The organism is Flavobacterium sp. LC2016-23, assembly GCF_009674775.1.
In the GTDB taxonomy this organism is placed as follows: Bacteria; Bacteroidota; Bacteroidia; order Flavobacteriales; family Flavobacteriaceae; genus Flavobacterium.
The window spans coordinates 178,013-194,606 of the sequence record NZ_WKKE01000003.1; the positions used below are offsets into that span (position 1 = coordinate 178,013).

The 16,594-nt window shown below is 40.6% G+C and carries 17 protein-coding genes; 3 read left to right on the forward strand and 14 right to left on the reverse strand.

Annotated elements, in window-relative coordinates; translation table 11 throughout:
* Positions 1–11 precede the first annotated feature (11 nt).
* Genes GJU43_RS03685 through GJU43_RS03735 form a run of 11 tightly spaced genes read right to left on the reverse strand, consistent with a single transcriptional unit; the run spans position 12 to position 9,031 of the window.
* The gene (locus GJU43_RS03685) at positions 12–572 is read right to left on the reverse strand and encodes a conjugal transfer protein TraO (RefSeq protein ID WP_154339479.1); all 561 of its coding nucleotides are present in this window, start codon (positions 570–572) and stop codon (positions 12–14) included.
* Between the two features lie 21 nt (positions 573–593).
* Entirely contained in the window at positions 594–1,487 is an 894-nt protein-coding gene (gene traN, locus GJU43_RS03690; protein WP_154339480.1) for a conjugative transposon protein TraN, read from the reverse strand.
* A gap of 23 nt (positions 1,488–1,510) precedes the next feature.
* Positions 1,511–2,833 carry a conjugative transposon protein TraM gene (gene traM / locus GJU43_RS03695; protein ID WP_154339481.1) on the reverse strand — a complete coding sequence of 441 codons (1,323 nt, stop codon included), beginning with the start codon at positions 2,831–2,833 and terminating at the stop codon, positions 1,511–1,513.
* Positions 2,820–3,104: a hypothetical protein gene (locus GJU43_RS03700; protein ID WP_035649981.1), complete on the reverse strand. Its 285-nt coding sequence runs from the start codon at positions 3,102–3,104 to the stop codon at positions 2,820–2,822. The genes traM and GJU43_RS03700 overlap by 14 nt, the downstream gene beginning before the upstream one ends.
* Positions 3,105–3,124: 20 nt before the next feature.
* On the reverse strand, positions 3,125–3,562 hold the full coding sequence (locus GJU43_RS03705; protein WP_154339482.1) for a hypothetical protein: 438 nt from the start codon (positions 3,560–3,562) through the stop codon (positions 3,125–3,127).
* A gap of 12 nt (positions 3,563–3,574) precedes the next feature.
* Positions 3,575–4,198: a conjugative transposon protein TraK gene (gene traK, locus GJU43_RS03710; RefSeq protein ID WP_154339483.1), complete on the reverse strand. Its 624-nt coding sequence runs from the start codon at positions 4,196–4,198 to the stop codon at positions 3,575–3,577.
* An 11-nt stretch (positions 4,199–4,209) separates the two neighbouring features.
* Positions 4,210–5,214, reverse strand: a complete 1,005-nt coding sequence (traJ, locus tag GJU43_RS03715) for a conjugative transposon protein TraJ (protein WP_154339484.1) — start codon at positions 5,212–5,214, stop codon at positions 4,210–4,212.
* A 3-nt stretch (positions 5,215–5,217) separates the two neighbouring features.
* Positions 5,218–5,850 (reverse strand): DUF4141 domain-containing protein, encoded by a 633-nt coding sequence (locus GJU43_RS03720; protein WP_154339485.1) that lies wholly within the window; start codon positions 5,848–5,850, stop codon positions 5,218–5,220.
* 29 nt (positions 5,851–5,879) lie between these two features.
* The gene (locus tag GJU43_RS03725) at positions 5,880–8,384 is read right to left on the reverse strand and encodes a TraG family conjugative transposon ATPase (protein WP_154339486.1); all 2,505 of its coding nucleotides are present in this window, start codon (positions 8,382–8,384) and stop codon (positions 5,880–5,882) included.
* Positions 8,381–8,713, reverse strand: coding sequence for a DUF4133 domain-containing protein (locus tag GJU43_RS03730; RefSeq protein WP_154339487.1), 333 nt, complete (start codon positions 8,711–8,713; stop codon positions 8,381–8,383). The genes GJU43_RS03725 and GJU43_RS03730 overlap by 4 nt, the downstream gene beginning before the upstream one ends.
* Positions 8,714–8,725: 12 nt before the next feature.
* Positions 8,726–9,031: a DUF4134 domain-containing protein gene (locus tag GJU43_RS03735; protein WP_154339488.1), complete on the reverse strand. Its 306-nt coding sequence runs from the start codon at positions 9,029–9,031 to the stop codon at positions 8,726–8,728.
* 197 nt (positions 9,032–9,228) lie between these two features.
* On the opposite strand from GJU43_RS03735, the gene GJU43_RS03740 reads away from it, so the two are divergent.
* The gene (locus GJU43_RS03740) at positions 9,229–12,294 is read left to right on the forward strand and encodes an AAA domain-containing protein (RefSeq protein WP_229654995.1); all 3,066 of its coding nucleotides are present in this window, start codon (positions 9,229–9,231) and stop codon (positions 12,292–12,294) included.
* Between the two features lie 35 nt (positions 12,295–12,329).
* Here the strand turns inward: GJU43_RS03740 and GJU43_RS03745 are convergent, their stop codons facing one another.
* Genes GJU43_RS03745 through GJU43_RS03755 form a run of 3 tightly spaced genes read right to left on the reverse strand, consistent with a single transcriptional unit; the run spans position 12,330 to position 14,152 of the window.
* The gene (locus GJU43_RS03745) at positions 12,330–12,965 is read right to left on the reverse strand and encodes a conjugal transfer protein TraD (protein ID WP_154339489.1); all 636 of its coding nucleotides are present in this window, start codon (positions 12,963–12,965) and stop codon (positions 12,330–12,332) included.
* Between the two features lie 3 nt (positions 12,966–12,968).
* Positions 12,969–13,373 (reverse strand): DUF3408 domain-containing protein, encoded by a 405-nt coding sequence (locus GJU43_RS03750; RefSeq protein WP_026726958.1) that lies wholly within the window; start codon positions 13,371–13,373, stop codon positions 12,969–12,971.
* An 11-nt stretch (positions 13,374–13,384) separates the two neighbouring features.
* Positions 13,385–14,152: a ParA family protein gene (locus tag GJU43_RS03755; RefSeq protein WP_154339490.1), complete on the reverse strand. Its 768-nt coding sequence runs from the start codon at positions 14,150–14,152 to the stop codon at positions 13,385–13,387.
* A 698-nt stretch (positions 14,153–14,850) separates the two neighbouring features.
* Between GJU43_RS03755 and mobA the strand changes: the two genes are divergently transcribed.
* Both mobA and mobB read left to right on the forward strand, forming a co-directional pair.
* Positions 14,851–15,288, forward strand: a complete 438-nt coding sequence (gene mobA / locus GJU43_RS03760; protein WP_154339491.1) for a conjugal transfer protein MobA — start codon at positions 14,851–14,853, stop codon at positions 15,286–15,288.
* Positions 15,289–15,290: 2 nt separating this feature from the next.
* The gene (mobB, locus tag GJU43_RS03765) at positions 15,291–16,580 is read left to right on the forward strand and encodes a conjugal transfer protein MobB (protein WP_154339492.1); all 1,290 of its coding nucleotides are present in this window, start codon (positions 15,291–15,293) and stop codon (positions 16,578–16,580) included.
* Positions 16,581–16,594: the final 14 nt, after the last annotated feature.

The window sequence follows — 16,594 nt, forward strand, 5'->3', positions numbered from 1 at the left end:
CGTTTTTCGTTTTAAAAATTAAATCTTAATCCCACACCTGCGGATGGACGGAGCTGTTTCAGGTCAGTACCCCACAAAACTTTTGTACGCCCTTGCAGGACTAGTACAAATCGGTCAGATAGGTATGTTTCAAAAGACAGCCGTCCGCCAGCACCGTAAATGAAATTGTCTTCACTTACAATTTTCGCCCCGTCAAATAAAAGCTCTTCGCCTCGATTGATACTTTCATACCCGACTACACCTGTTATGGCTGCATTGAATATAATGTTCTTACGGGTATCACCCAGCAGCAAGAAACTGTAGCCGCCTTCTGCGGTATAGGTCTCCTGCGGAATGCGGAGGTCTTTATATTGATAATATTGGTGTGCATATTCTAAAGCCCAAAGCTGGTAATTCCCGTTTTTACCATTTACGATCATAGCCGCATTAATGTAAAAATCATTGCCGATTTTGTCATTGGATAATACACCTGAATTTACTTCCAGTCCTTTTTGTTTAGGCAGCATACGTTGTGCCTGTGCAATTGTGATACTCATCAAAACGAGCATTACTGTATAGATATACTTTTTCATTTTCTATTGCTTAATGGATTACTAAAACTTCAGATGCATGTCGCTAATTAATCGGGCTTTTATCAAATCCGAATTTTCCACCTGAAGCGTCTGATGCCTTCCGCCGTTCTTCTCAAAAATCTCAATCAGCAATACCTTATCATCGGCAATGGTAAACTGGTCCAAAAGGAATACGTTTTTTTCGACTTCTTTACCGCCAATCACACCCAATGGCTTGTAACTGCGAAGCGGTATCATCGGTCTTTCCTGTATCACGGTGCGTTTGGCTATTTTCTTATCTACCACCTTGAAATTCATAAATTCAATCTGGAAGGGAACATTCGTGCGATTATCCAGTTCGGTATGGAAATAGTATTTACCGTTATGGATGTAAATTCCTTTGAGAATAAACTGAATACCGAAACTTTTTGCCCCAATATGTTTTACAAAACGTTTATCCTTTTTATAGATCGTTTCCAGTATCAAACCTGCCAGGGATGGCGAGTTGTTCCCCAGCTCTTCAAATAGCACATCTTGTCCGGCGGATCTGTCCACCGCCTTTTGCATTGCCAGAAGGTTGTAACTCAATGTAGATGGGCAGGCACTATAATAGGCGTTGAAGCTGTAAAAACGGCCGTCGTCGGTAATCACCGAAAAATTAGTTTCAGGCTCAAAGTCCTTTACCGAGGCTTTTACGCGAAGCACATTTTCTGCGTCTTCTGCTTTTCCTGCAATTATGTACTCACTTCCCAGATCCACGTAACGTATTGCGCTTGGGAAAATCAGATGAGAAGTCTTGTCGTAAGTAACCTGCATTTCGTACGATTCTATCCTGCCCAGGGCAAGCGAAGTTTTTGCAGTTTCCTGCGCAAAAGAGGCGGCGGAAAAGCCGATCATAAGGGCACCTGCCCAAAAGGTTTTTAAATAATTTTTCATTGTTAATTTATTTTAGTTTATTATTATTTTTTAGAGACAAGAAATACCTGATAGCCAGCTTTCAGGGTAACTTTTGGCGTTTTTACTTTTTTGGAGAAATAGCCTGAAATGCCCTGTACAACACCTCTGCTCAAATCTGCCGCAACCTGCTGTCCTGCTGATTGGGTCAGCATCAGGCTCGTTCCTGAAGTCTGGCTCATATTACCGGCCATCTCAGTAAGGGCATTCATTTCAGGAGAATACGGGACGTACAAACCCTGCTGACCGTCAAGGTCATAAATGGTTATGTCTACCGGGATAATATTACCATCGAGTTCTATGGAAGTAATTTTCATCTGTAAACGACCTCCCTGAAATTTAGCGATTGCCGTTAAGAGCGTTCCCTGCGGGATGGTGCGGTTAGGTGTTTGGGCAGGTTCCAATAAACGCAGGCGCACGCCGCTTTCACCAATAATGGTCTGCGTTTCCTGTATGCAGGCTTTCACACTGTTTTTGGGTTGTGCAATCTGCTGTACAGATCCCGGAGTATAAAAATTCCTGTTTTTATTTGCGCTCCAATCCGCTAAAAAAGTACTATCTGAAGGCTCTCTGTACAAAGCCGAAACGGCTTTTTTTCCTGCAGGGGCAAATGCCACAAAATACTCTTTCTGCGTACTGGCAGAAGCTGTACTGCCTTTGTTGGGGGAAGCTTCACCATTATTTGTACCTGTCGGAAGATATTTTGCAGCCATCTGATAGGACTTTTCCATGAGTGCCAGCTGGTCATCTACAGTCACGCTTTTGGGAACGTCTTTATCAGCCAGCTTTTCTTTCAGCTCATCAAGCTGTCTGCGGAGTTCTTGCGTTTCATTATTGTCATCCTTATAAAAGGAGCCAAGCGCACTTTGAGAATTGTGGTAACTGTTTAATGCCGGATTAGATGATCTTCCCGGATTATTACCGTAACCCATGCTTTGATCTTCCTGCTCAGCGAGTGTATCCTGATTGTCTTTAGATGAACTGTCCTCATTCCAGTAATCGGAAAGCGTGGTCAAGGCATTACGTTTTTCCTGGTCTTTCTGCTCCAGCATTTCCTGCTCATATGCTTTCTGTTTGTCGGCCTGCATGCCGGCTTCGCTGGCCTGCGGGACGGCATCGTTCAGCCCGATATTCTCGATTTCCTTCTTGTCTGAAGACGGTTTAAATATCAGGTACATACATCCGAGAAAAACGATTCCCATAAGTATGAATATTACCGGTTTTTTAAGCTGTTCTTTGCTGCTCTTTTTATCATCGGGCAGATTGGATGCTCTGGATTGGTCAGCTTCTTCAACCAGAACGCTGACCCTTTTTTCATTTTCTTTCATAAATCTTTTCTTTTAATTTTGTTGATAATGTGTCCAGTTGGGAGGCAGGACTTTCTTTTTTACGGACAGGGTTGTCAATATGCTCGATGACCATCCTGTTATCAGATTTTGCCATGTCGTAGCACACTTTTAAAATAACCACGACGGTAAGCAGCAGGTACGCTAAAAAAAGGCACAGCGTATATCTTCGCTGTCTGTCTAAGGATAAGGCCCGCCAGCTTTTATCCTGCTTGTCAAACCACTTGTCAATATTTATTCTTATTGTTTTCATACTTTAAAGATTATGGGTTATCACATTCTAAACCCTCTTTTTCGCGGAGCAATCTCTTCTTTAGGTTTTTCTGACACCTGGGCAATAGCCTCCTTTATTGTCGGAACCGAACTTGCTGTAAGGTTTGTCAGTTTAAATTCCTTCATTAATTGCCCGTAGCGGTCTGTTCTTTTTATATACATTTCTGTATCCCCTAAATCGAATTTCCCGTTCTCGTATCTTACCCGCATATTGCACTCAACCTTTGGCATGTCTTCGCCATTCCATTCGAGGTAGGTAGATAAATGCAGATAATTCGCTGATGATGGAGCATTAGTACCATTTTCCCAAGTCTGTAAAAATCCACTGATGCTATCCTTTAGTTTGCCTGGACAACAGCTCTCAGTGTGGAAATAACCGTCATATCCCTTATCTGTCAGGGATTTTGCGAATGCGTCTAAATCAAGTAAGAGTTTCATATCACTTAATTCTTAGCGTTCAATGACTTCAATGTCCTTATTTTCCACCACGGAAAATTTTTCGATATTAAAGCCCTGCGGGTTATTGTCCGAACGGACGGAGTTAACAAGGAAACAGGACGTAATGAGGTTACGTTTTGTCACATTGCTCGAACGGATGATAAACTGTTTGGCATAGGTGCGTACGGCATATGGATAATTCTCAAAATTGCAGGCTACGCTGTCAATTTCGATACGCTGCTGCACATTGCCCGATATGATACGGTTGTAATACCCTTTTTCCGAAAGGTCTTTGTAATAATCAAAGGCACTTTTATCGGCAAGATTAAATGCCCTTTTCATGTTGCTTTCAATGGCATTTTTGTCCGGAGCGAGCGTAAAGAACAGTTCATGGAACCGCCTTACATGTTCCCTTGCTTCCACAGGACGGTTGATGGACGCATCCTGTGCAAGTGCCAGCATGAGTGATTTGCCATTGTCCAATACATAAATTTTCTGCCTCTGCTGCTGCGCAAAACTGTAAGATTTCCATATGGCATATCCTGCAATGCCTGTGCAGAGCACAGCAAACACGATAGCATATAATCTTATCTGCCTGAAACTGTTTTCGATATTTCTTAGCGTTTTAAATTCCATTTTCTTTAGTATTAGTTATTTTGTTTGCTCATCAGCCTGCCGCCGATATTTCCTGCTGCTGAACCGGCTCCTGCTCCGGTAACATTTCCTGCTTTCATCGCTGTCTGATTGACATTGCGGGTAAAGTTCCCTGCTCCGCCGGCCTGGATAATCCAGCCTGTCACTGTTGGAATAGTGAAGTAACCCACGATTCCGATAATCATAAATATGATATACACGGTATTTGAAGTGTCGGGAATGAATGTCGGATCAGAGAGCATTTCGATGTCACGTTCCAGTATCAGGGATTGAATCCTAGCGAGCATCGAGCTGAAGAGGTCCGCTACAGGAAGCCAGAGGTAGACACTTATATATCGTGTGAACCACTGATTAAGCGTAGACTGAAAACCATCCCACACAGAAATAGCAAAGGCAATCGGGCCAAGTATGGAAAGGACGATAAGAAAAAATGTCCTGATGGTATCGATCACCAATGCCGCCGCCTGAAACAGTACTTCCAAAAGATTACGGAACCATTCTTTCATGGCCTTCTCAATCTTATACTCCTGACGATCCATGTACATACCTGCCATTGTCCCGATGTCTGAGGGCGACCAGCCGAGTTCATCCAGCTTCTTGTCGAACTCTTCATCCGAAACCATATAGGCAGTTTCTGGATTTCGTACCATTGCTTCGTATTCCAATTGGTCTTTCTGCTGCTGTAGTTTGTTCAGGTCCAGCACCTGGTCTTCGAGTATAGCATGTGTTCCTGTAACTATAGGGCTTAGTACCGCATTTACGGTTCCAAGGACAATCGTGGGAAAAAACATGATACACAATCCCAAGGCAAAAGGCCGCAGGAGTGGAAACATATCAATAGGTTCGGCACGGCTTAACGCCTGCCATACCTTTAATGCTACATAGAACAGCGCGCCCAGTCCGGCCAGACCTTTAGCTACTCCTGCCATATCACCTGCAAGCGGCATCATGTCATCGTAGAGCGAACGCAGGACTTCGTGAAGATTATTCCATTCCATCCTTTACCAGTATTTTTGGTTGGAGGTCCCATAGAGTTCAAGTACACGCTTAGCGTCATTTTTCTTTTTTGCTCTCAGGTAGCTGACAGAAATATTCTTGCTGGTATAGTAGCGGACAAGACTGTGATACTCTTTAACTTCTTTATAAACGCGGTCGATAACGTCCATACGCTCTTTGTCATTTAGAGAAAGATTCGATGCATTTACTATCTGCTTGAGTTCCTTCAGAAGTTCGGTACTCTCATTGAGCAGTGCTGAATAACCGTTTCCAATAGCCGCAAGTTCCTGCGGTGTAAAATTGGGGTCGTTCATCATCTTGCCGAAGTTGGTAACATACATCTCCGACACGTCGCCAACCAAAAGCACGGTCTGCTGCACTTTACGGGCATCTTTCACAAGGTTGCTTACGGCTTTGAGTTTGTCGTAATACTCTTTTCCCTGATTGTACACTTTCTCCACCTCCTTGAAATTTTTAACTACATTGGATACCGTAGATGAAGTCTGTACGATTTCATTAGCGCTGTTGAGGATACCTGAAGCCAGATTGGTAGGATCTGTAACCACCCACTGGGCTTTTACCGAGGGCGCTGCGGCAAGCATAATTGCGGCATACACCATGAACATTAGTTTTTTCATTTTTCTTAAATTTAAACTGTTAATTATTATTACTGATTTGCTTTCTCGCGTCTCTGCATAGCAATATGCTTAATGGCGAGTTCCACATTGCCGTCCAATTCTGATGCGAGCTGCATCACTTCCATTTTTTCTGTTTCTTCAGTGGTATAGGCGAGGTACTCCTCAAGGCTCACTTCTGTAGCATATACTGCTGAATCCGTACCACCCAGGCCTATCCATACTTCCTTGTAAAGGCGCGAAGCATCATTATTCATATTGATAGAAAGTACCTGTGCTTTTTCCTTATCGGTTAGACCGAGCATCGCCTGAATGTCATCGAACTTGTTCATGTACTTGCGCTGGTCGAGCAGGATTTTACAATCGGAGTTGTTGATGATACTTTCTTTTACAATCGGAGACTGGATGATGTCATCCACTTCTTGCGTAACGACTATTGCCTCGCCAAAGAACTTTCTCACAGTCTTAAACAAATACTTGATGTATTCTGCCATTCCTTCCTTGGCAATGGCTTTCCAGGCCTCTTCAATGAGGATAAGCTTACGGATACCTTTGAGCCTTCTCATCTTGTTGATAAAGACCTCCATAATGATGATGGTCACGATGGGAAAAAGAATTTTGTGGTCTTTAATGGCATCAATCTCAAAAACGATGAATCGCTTGGAAAGCAGGTCTAACTGCTTATCGGAATTGAGCAGGTAATCATACTCTCCGCCTTTGTAATAAGGTTCCAGTACATTAAGGAAATTGGCAATATCAAAATCTTTTTCCCTAACCTGTTTTTCCTGAAGCACCTGGCGGTAATCGCCCTGAACATATTCATAAAAGCCATTGAAAGACGGATATACCTCATCATGCTTAATGCGTTCGATATAGCCGCTGACGGCATTGGACAGAGCCACTTCTTCAGATCTTGTGGGCGGCTCGTCATCCCGTTTCCAAAGGGTAAGAATGAGCGTTTTGACACTTTCCCTTTTTTCAATGTCAAATACGCCATCATCGGTATAGAAAGGGTTAAAGGCAATGGGATTGTTTTCGGTGTAAGTAAAATATACCCCGTCTTCACCTTTGGTTTTGCCTTTAATGAGTTCGCACAAACCCTGATAGGAATTACCAGTATCGACCAGCAACACATGTGCGCCCTGTTCATAATACTGCCGTACCATATGGTTAGTGAAAAAAGATTTACCGCTTCCCGAAGGCCCTAGTATAAACTTGTTCCGGTTGGTGATAATCCCACGCTTCATGGGCAAGTCTGAAATATCCAGATGGATGGGTTTGCCTGTGAGCCTGTCCGCCATTTTGATACCGAACGGAGAGGGCGAGTTATGGTAATTCGTTTCTTCAGTAAAGAAGCACAGCGCCGGTTCAATGAAGGTGTAAAAACTTTCCTCGCTTGGAAAATCACCGGCATTGCCCGGCATTCCAGCCCAATACAGCGTAGCTACATCGGTAGTGTTGTGTCGTGGCTTGCATTCCATAAGTGCGAGTGCACTTCCGCTGTCATTCTTTAGCTGTTTCAGTTCTGCCGGATCATCCGACCACGCCATGATGTTGAAATGTGCGCGAATTGACGACAACCCAAAAGAATGGGCCTCGTTCAGATATTTTTCTATCCACTCTTTGTTGATCTGGTTGGCACGGCTGTAACGCGCCAAAGAGTGCATATTTCTTGCTGATTTTTCAAACTTTTGCAGGCTCTCTTCGCTGTTATCCAAAAAAAGGTATTGATTGTAAATGTGATTGCAGCTTAGCAAGAGTCCAACAGGTGCAGCAAATGATAGTCGGCAATCGCTTCGGTCTGTAGAAAGTTTTTCATAGCGTGTATCTGCCGAAACGGTTCCGGGCAGGTCATCCGTATCGGACAAGGTGTGCAGGCACAGCCTTTTGTTTCCGACACGCACCTCTTCGGCGCCGAGCACAATGTCCTGCATCGGTGTCGCGGCTTCCCTCGATAGTGTAAGGTATTGTTCCAGTAATCCCTGTTTTCCTTCCGCGCCAACAATGTCTTCTTCACTAAGGCGGTTCAGCTTGATAAAACCGCTGTCGTTTATGATGCGCTCAAACTGTGCGACGGCTTCCATAAAACGGTGGATCGCTTCCTTGTCCCTGATTTCCTTTGGAATGAGCGAACCTTTGCATAGCGAAGAAAAATTGCTCTGCATGCGTATCCTTTCCTTAGTGGTCTTGGTCAGGAACAGGTAGCAGTAATGATTCAGGAACGGACGCTCATTAAAATGACGCTGATAGGATTTCGCCAAAAAACTTTGGTCATCCTTTGCCAAATCAGGGGCGTAGTTTTCCTTGATATACCAATCCTGTTTGTGGATTACCGTAAAATCAGGCAAAGTCTTGATAGCCTTATGCCAGGCGGAATGAATGGCTTCATATTCCGCAGATGCAACTGTAAAAAGTTCCGGCAAACGCACTTCAAAGCAGGCCGTAATATCCGCATCCTTTGACAGGATGCAGTTGTTCTCTACTGCCAGCAATGGAAATTTATTTTCCAGTGTTGTTGTCTTTGCTGTGTTTCTCATAAGGCATCGGGTTTTGTAGTGATTCTTAGGTAGCGTTGTACAGTCTTGCGGCAGATGATGTAGCGCGGATGTCTTTTCTTCGCGCCCACTTTCATAAGTCCGTGCTCACCGTACTTTTTATTTAGGGAGAAAGTCTGCCAAACGATAAGAGAAGCACCGCCGGCTCCCAGAAACAGGCAGATAAAGGAGTTAACTCCAGCCATGTATAGTATCATGACTAGGATAAGGGTCCCGAGCAATCCGCCGGCAAAAATGAAGAGGTATTGTGCTTTCAGCCCCTTAAACTCCACGGTTCTCCCAATGCCCTTGTTGATGTTATAATTACTCATAAGAACCAAGAATTAAAGGAAGAAGGAACGCAGGATGGTCGCAGCAACAATTAAGAAGATACAGGCACCGAACCAGCTTGCTGCGGTCTTGCTTGTATCGGGATCGCCGCTGCTGAATTTGTTATATACCTTAACACCTCCGATAAGGCCTACCACCGCTCCGATGGCGTAAATTAATTGGGTTGCGGGGTCGAAATAAGACGTTACCATTTGGGTAGCCTCATTGATACCTGCCGAACCGTTTCCCTGTGCGAACGCACCAATTCCTGACAGAATTGCCACTGCTACCAGCACGATTTGTTTTGTTTGTTTTTCCATGATTTGAATGAATTAGATTATTACTTTTTCCTGCTTTGTTCAGGTTTTTAAGCAAATCTATTGGAGAACTAAAGACATTATAATGACCTGTCTTTAAGTGGAATAATTTGGCCGGAAGTGGCCGTTGAAAAGTCAAAATGTAGTATATTAGCTGCTTTAGCTCACTCAAAAAATATATGGGAGAGAATAAAAAATAATTGAGTGAAAAATTGAAAAAACAAGATATACTACAATTTTGGAGGAATGTCGAAATATTTAACCTTCCTGATTTTAATAAAGATGCTGCCCTCATAAACAATGGGGACGCACTGCCTTGGCAACCCGAAATAAAGCCAGCTAAGAAAAATTACAAATGGCGTTATACATTGGTTTTCGGAAGAATTGAGAAAAAGCTAATTCTTGACCATCTTAACACTTTACTCAAAGCGGAGACATCAAATGATTGGGAAGAACCAATACAGGGGTTCAGTTGTCTTTCTGCATTAATTTTAGATGCAGAGGGCCGTCCCCAGCATGATAGTTATGTTACAGCAAGCTACACATTTGGTATTAAAGCTTTAGAAAGCAAAAAGAATCTTTCCTCAGTATCTGCAGATTTAGAACAAGCAAGAACGGATTTTTTAGAGCGATACAACATTCCAGAGATTATACTTGATGATGACGTTCCTGCTAAAGGAGATGTTGTCTATTGGAATCATCTGAATAGAGAAATCAGTTATATAAAACAACTTAGCCAATGGTGGAAGGAAGAGATTAGAGTTTATCTCTTAATAGAAGAAGTGCCTAAGGATAGTGAACCAAATTCAAGTTTTTTAAATAGTTTTTATTTAGAAGACTTAAATTATTTATCTAATCTCGAAGAAAAGAATTTTGGTACCTCTTTACGGCAATACCTGACACTGGAACCCGTTATAGCGAAGCGTAGAGATTTAATCCAAAACAAACAATATTTTTTTGATACTTTTAATCCAAACCAAATTACCGCTGGTAGATGGCCATCTAACGTAAAAAATGGACTGTATGCGGCACAAGCCGGGGCTGTAAATACTATATTTTCCAACTTGCGAAATGCTGATGGACTGCAAGGAGTGAATGGACCACCTGGCACAGGAAAAACAACTCTTCTATTGGATGTAATTGCAGAAATTATTGTCGAGCGCGCTAAAATAATCTCTGAACTTGGATGTGAGAATTTATTTCAAAAAGGATTTAAAAAAATTGAAAAAGAATCCGGTTATACACTATATACCTACAATCTTGTACCCTCACTCCAAAGAAATTTTGGGATTGTAGTCGCCAGCAATAATAATGCAGCTGTTGAGAATATTAGTAAGGAACTGCCATTCAAAGGCAAAATAGATGTCGCCGTTTTTCCTGAAGCGGATTATTTTTCAGAATGTGCCACTACACTTATAGATAAAGAATGTTGGGGGATATTAGCTGCCGCTTTAGGAAATTCAAAAAATAGAAATACTTTTAGAAAAGCATTCTGGCAACCGGAAAAAGACAAAGGTATTATTGGGTTTCATGACTTCCTTTACGAAGTTTATAAAGATTCAGAAAACGATAAAACTCATATTCACTATGCTTCATTTGAACATCAAAATAAGAATTTTAAATCCTTGATAAAGGAATTTGAAGAATTCAAAAAAACAGCAAGTTCATTTCATGAGCAGTTGCCGATCTTTATTGAAAACGAAAGAAAAAATGTTCTGATAAAAGCTGAAGCAAAACAAATAGAAAAAAAATTATCCCTTTTATCTAAAGAAAAGGATATCGTTGATGATAAAGAAAACAAAATTAAAAACGATGCAGATCGAGTAGTATCTCTATTACATTTGCATACTCAACGTAAACCTTCCTTTTTCTTCTTTCAAAAATTATTTAAGACTAGTAGTTTTATGGAGTGGAGTATGGAAGCAGAAAAAATTTCGATTAATCTTAAGTCTATTAATGCTGACTTGGAAGAAATCAGAACACAGATAGACAAGAATCAAAAAGAGACCCAAGTTCTTCAATCGAAACAGAGTGAATCTAAAAGTACTTTATCCCAGATAGCTAATTTTTTTGTCGCATATCAGAGGCTTCAAGATGAATTGACAAAGAAGTATGCAATTGAGCCAGAAAATCTTTTTAATACTACATTTTACCAAAAAGACTTAACAGGTGTTCATCTTCTAACCCCTTATCATTCCCCTAAAATTGCTAAACTTAGGAGTGATATATTAATAACAGCTTTGCATTTACATCGAGATGCTATCTTAGCAAATGCCAAGAATATTAAAAACAACTTAAATGCCTATTTTGAAATGACTGCCGGCTGGGTCAAAGTAGATGCAACTATCGCCCAGAATTTATGGGACACCTTTTTCCTTTGCGTACCTGTGGTTTCTACTACCTTGGCGTCAGCAAGCCGACTTTTCCCGAGTACCGACCAGCAACAAATAGGCTGGTTATTGATAGATGAAGCTGGACAGGCGACTCCACAATCTGCAGCAGGATTGATCCATCGGGCTAAACGTTGTGTTATCGTAGGTGATCCTTTGCAGGTTGAGCCTGTCGTTACAATGCCCGAAAAATTAGTTACAAAATTGAGAAATGAACATTCCGTTTCAGTTGATTGGTCGCCTTATAGAACATCCGTACAACAATTAGCCGATAGAGTTTCACTTTCTGGAACCTATATGAATATAGGTGATACTGATGAAAAGATTTGGACAGGATTTCCTTTAAGAACACATAGGCGCTGTGATGACCCGATGTTTTCTATTGCAAACAAAATAGCTTATAGTGATCAAATGGTAAAAGCCATTGACACAAACTCTACAGAAACATTCATTGGACCATCTTGCTGGTTTACTGTTAGTACAGCTCCTACAATAATCAATAAGCATGTCATAAAAGAGGAAATTGATCTTTTAAAGCTAAAAATTACAGAGCTGAGAAATATAGGATACGAGGGAGAGATTTATGTAATTTCACCATTCAAATCAATAGCTTCCTACTGTAATGAAATATTGAGAGGTCAGCCCAAAATATCGTGTGGTACTATCCATACTTTTCAAGGTAAAGAAGCGGATATTGTCTTTCTTGTACTAGGAAGCGATCCTAAATCTTCAGGAGCAAGAAACTGGGCATCACAAAAACCGAATATGATAAATGTTGCGCTTACCAGAGCTAAGAAAAGATTTTATGTGATCGGAAATAAGAAACTCTGGGCTTCGTGTAACTATTATAGTACAATGGCTAAATTATTAAATTAGAAAAAAGTTAGGAAATTTACTCTTTCCTAACTTTTTCACACAAACTCCCAAATATCAAAATCACCCAAATCATTTTTCCGCAAAGTTGAAGAACTGGAATCAGTTTCAGAGAGACTGCTGTCCAACAGCATGGCTATTTTTCTAGAAGCACCCTCTATGGAATTTTCCAAAAGGCTGAATAATTCAGTACCCTGTATTTTTTGAACTATTACAATTGCCGTTTCTTTTTGGGCCTGCTCCAATTTTTCTTTCTGGAGTAACACCCCTACGGAGCTTAGTTCATCATAGGTAACCCCCTGGGCAAGACTGTCATCACCTGCGGATATTCCGTACCTGTTCCATTCTTCTTCTTCCTGTTCAAAATCAGGCATATTACTGAAAACTTCGTCCAGCTCTTCCTGCGGAATTTGAATACCTACGTTTTCATTTTTGTCGTATTCAATGTCTAAATTATAGGGATTTATCTCAGTTTCCTCAATTTGGCTCTCAGTGGCATTGTTTGGAATTGAAAGTCTTCTTACAGGCTTGGGCTGACCCATAATATCCGGCAGGTTTGGGTTAACTTTTTCCTCTTTCGGCTGCTGTTGCTCCGACCTTTTCTTAATGACAATCTTGTCCTGCAAAAGCAGGACAATGACTATCAGCAGGCATATCACAATTACATTTTCCATAGCTTATAAAATGGGTTTAAAACGTTCGTTGAAATAATCAGTAATATCATCTCCAAACTCCTTAAAGTGATGTTCAAGGATGTTATCAATATATGAGTACAGTGTTGTCTTTTCTTCCCTCGTTAATTGCACAATGCGGATTAACCTTTCGTGATATTCGGGACGTATGTAAACAACCTTTCCATTACGACCTGAAGGAAACCGATTGACCATAAATATCTCCTCATAATCCACCTTCTTTGAAGAAGCAGTGCGGACTTTTTCTTTTGGTTTTGGTTCCTTTAGTATTTCTTTTTGCTGATTAGCTTCGGGTACAGTAGAAGACTTATTACCACTCATGATGTTCATGATTAACTCCTCATCAACAGCAGGTTTATCAAAGTCTTTTCTTCTTTTATCTATGGACATCCTTAAGTGTTTTAGAGATTAACAATTTTTAAAAACTCCTCGACAAACAAATCTATTCTAGTTGCTTTCATAAGCTGTGGTTCGGCAGGTAGCAAACTTGACCGAAATACACTGTTGAGTGTATCATCCGTTTCTTTCCTAAAACGTTTACTATCCATTATTTTTGAGGTCATTACAGATAAATCAAGCTCGTTAATAACACTTTGATAAGCCTCGTATATTCCTGTCTTTTCTCGACCATCTACCTGGTTCCAAAACATCCACATTTTTTGATCCTTATTACTCTCATCTGTTTCGGGTAAACCAAGGAATGCTTTAGTAAAGCTCAATGTACTTTCCATAACTAGACGGTCAGCACTGATTGGAGAAAAAATAAAATCCATTCTTCTTAAGGTAGTAAGCACACCTTTTGTATTGGCTGTACCAGGAAGGTCAAAAAAAATTATATCAGGCTCTATTGCAGATTCATTTATGTATTCCAAAGCCTTTGACAAGGCATCCTCCGCTTTACAACTGATAATCGGATATGCCTTTTTATTGATACTTTGATACAACTTCATTGCAGCTCTTTTATGGTAGTTATTCTGCATAATCGTTTTCAAATCTCTCTCTCTCATATTGGCTAAACTGTGTTGTGGAAAATCACAATCTATTACAACTACATTAAATCCTAAACGATAATGCAATACACTTGAAAGTAGTGCAGTCATAGTAGATTTTCCAACACCGCCCTTAGGCGTTGAAAAACTGATTTTTAAGGTTTTCATTTTTCTTTCCATTTTTTAAATGTTTATTGTTACACATTTTATTTATTTGGTAGGTTTAAATATTGGTGTATTTGAATAGTACCTATTTTCCGTATGCCTGTATTCCCTTTTTGAAAATTTCCTTGATTGTTGTTTGCTTTCATTACAGCTTGGTGAGTAATAATTTTTAGCAAATGGTAAACGTTGCAATCGGTAAATTGCTTTACCACTTTTATGCTTTTACATTTTTAAAGTTCTACGCTTTTAAAACCTTATGCTTTTATTCCAAAATATCTGTATTCAAATACTCCTTTCTCATTTACCTGTACACATTTTTTATAACCTGCATTAAAACTATAAAGCAAATAAAGCGATTGAATTAGCTCCTTATTGTTGTGTGGTAGTGTTTGGCAATCAAAGGCAGAGTTTGTCTAGTGATTACATTACAATATTCTTACAGACAGATCTTTACTTTGTAAAATGATTTTTATTAACAGATTTATGCGAAGCATCTTGACAGAAAGGAAACTAAACAGAACGGCATCGAGCCGTTTTTCCCTGTTACACTTAATCCGTCCCGAAGGGCGGATTTTTGTGTTCAACGGAACACGGCAAGTTGTGTTTTGAGGCACTCGAAACCGAGTTCGTGCCTCAAAACAACTTGCCCTGCCGAGAGCTGAAAAACACCTTCCGAAGTCAGGGTTTTGTGTAAGGATTAAAATGGACAGGTTATGGACGAAAACAATAACAACAAACGCAATAAGGGTGGACGTTCGCCAAAAGACGACCCAAGCATCCACCGCCACGTATTTCGACTGACGGATGAAGAAAATGCCAAACTTTTATCGCTTTTTGAAACATCGGGAATGCCCAATAAAGCAAAATTTATCATTTCGCTGCTTTTCAGCAAGGAGATGAAATCGGTTAAAATTGACAAAGGGACAGTTGATTTTTATATGCGATTGACTTCATTTCACAGCCAGTTTCGCTCGGTAGGTGTAAATTATAACCAGATTGTAAAGCTGTTGTACCGTCATTTTTCCGAGAAAAAGGCGGCAGCTTTTCTCTATAAATTGGAAAAACAGACTGCTGAGATGGCGCTATTATGCCAAAAAATCATTCAGATAACCGAAGAATTTGAAGCAAAATATGTGAAAAAAAATTCTTAGAAATGATAGCAAAAATCGGAAGAAGCGGAAATTTATACGGGGCATTGGCATACAATCAGCTAAAAGTAGAGAATGAAAACGGGCAGATTTTGTTTGGCAATAAGATGATTGAAACCGCAAGCGGTCATTATTCCGTTGCGCAATTAGCTCAATCTTTTGCCCCTTATCTAATAGCCAATCGCAATACCGAGAAACATACTTTGCATATTTCGCTCAATCCTGACCCGAAAGATAAAGTAAGTGATGACAGGTACAGGGAAATGGCGGAAGAATATATGAGGGAAATGGGCTATGGCCAGCAGCCTTTTGTGGTGTTCAAGCATACCGATATTGACCGTAGCCATATTCATATTGTATCGGTTTGCGTGGATGAGCAGGGCAAAAAGATTCCAGACAGTTTTGAGAAAATGCGCTCTATGAATGTCTGTCGTGAACTGGAAAAAAAACATGGATTGATACCCGCAACTGATAAAGAGTATAGACAGAACGACAAGGTTTTCCGTCCGGTAGATTATCGCTCAGGTGATGTCAAAAGTCAGATAGCCTCAGTAGTGCGTCACCTGCCGAACTATTATCAATACCAAACTTTGGGAGAATATAATGCTTTGCTTTCTCTTTTTAATGTTACCACCGAAAAAGTGCAGGGCGAGTTGAAGGGAAAAATGCAGCAGGGTTTATTATATATCCCCTTAAATGCAAAAGGCGAAAGAGCCGGACATCCGTTCAAGGCGTCTTTATTCGGAAAGAATGCTGGACTACCGACTTTGGAATTAAACTACGCGAAATGCAAAGAGACTTTAAAAGACCACCCGGCAAAGCCAACCATTAAAGCTGCAGTTACCATTGCTTTACAATCAGCAAATGATGAGCTGGCTTTTAAAAAACAGTTAGGCGAACAGGGAATTAACGTAGTAGTACGCAGAAATGATACAGGACGTATTTACGGAATCACCTTTATAGACCATAATTCTAAAACAGTATGGAACGGTTCACGATTGGGAAAAGAGCTTTCTGCTAATACCTTTAATGATTACTGGAACAATAATATCAAACCGGAAATTATAGAGCCTGTGGAAGTGCAGTCAAAAATGACAAAATCAAAAGATGCAGATCTTCCTGAAGAGGAACCTCATCATTTATTCGACTTCCTGATTACCGCTGAAAAACACGAAGACGGTTTGATTGAAGCACTAGGCGGTTTGCTCCCTGAAGCACAGGGCGAAGATTCCCAGGAACAGGATTTTGCCAACAGAATGAAGAAGAAAAGAAATCGCCAAAGAGGTCAGAAATAGAAATCAGCCAAACA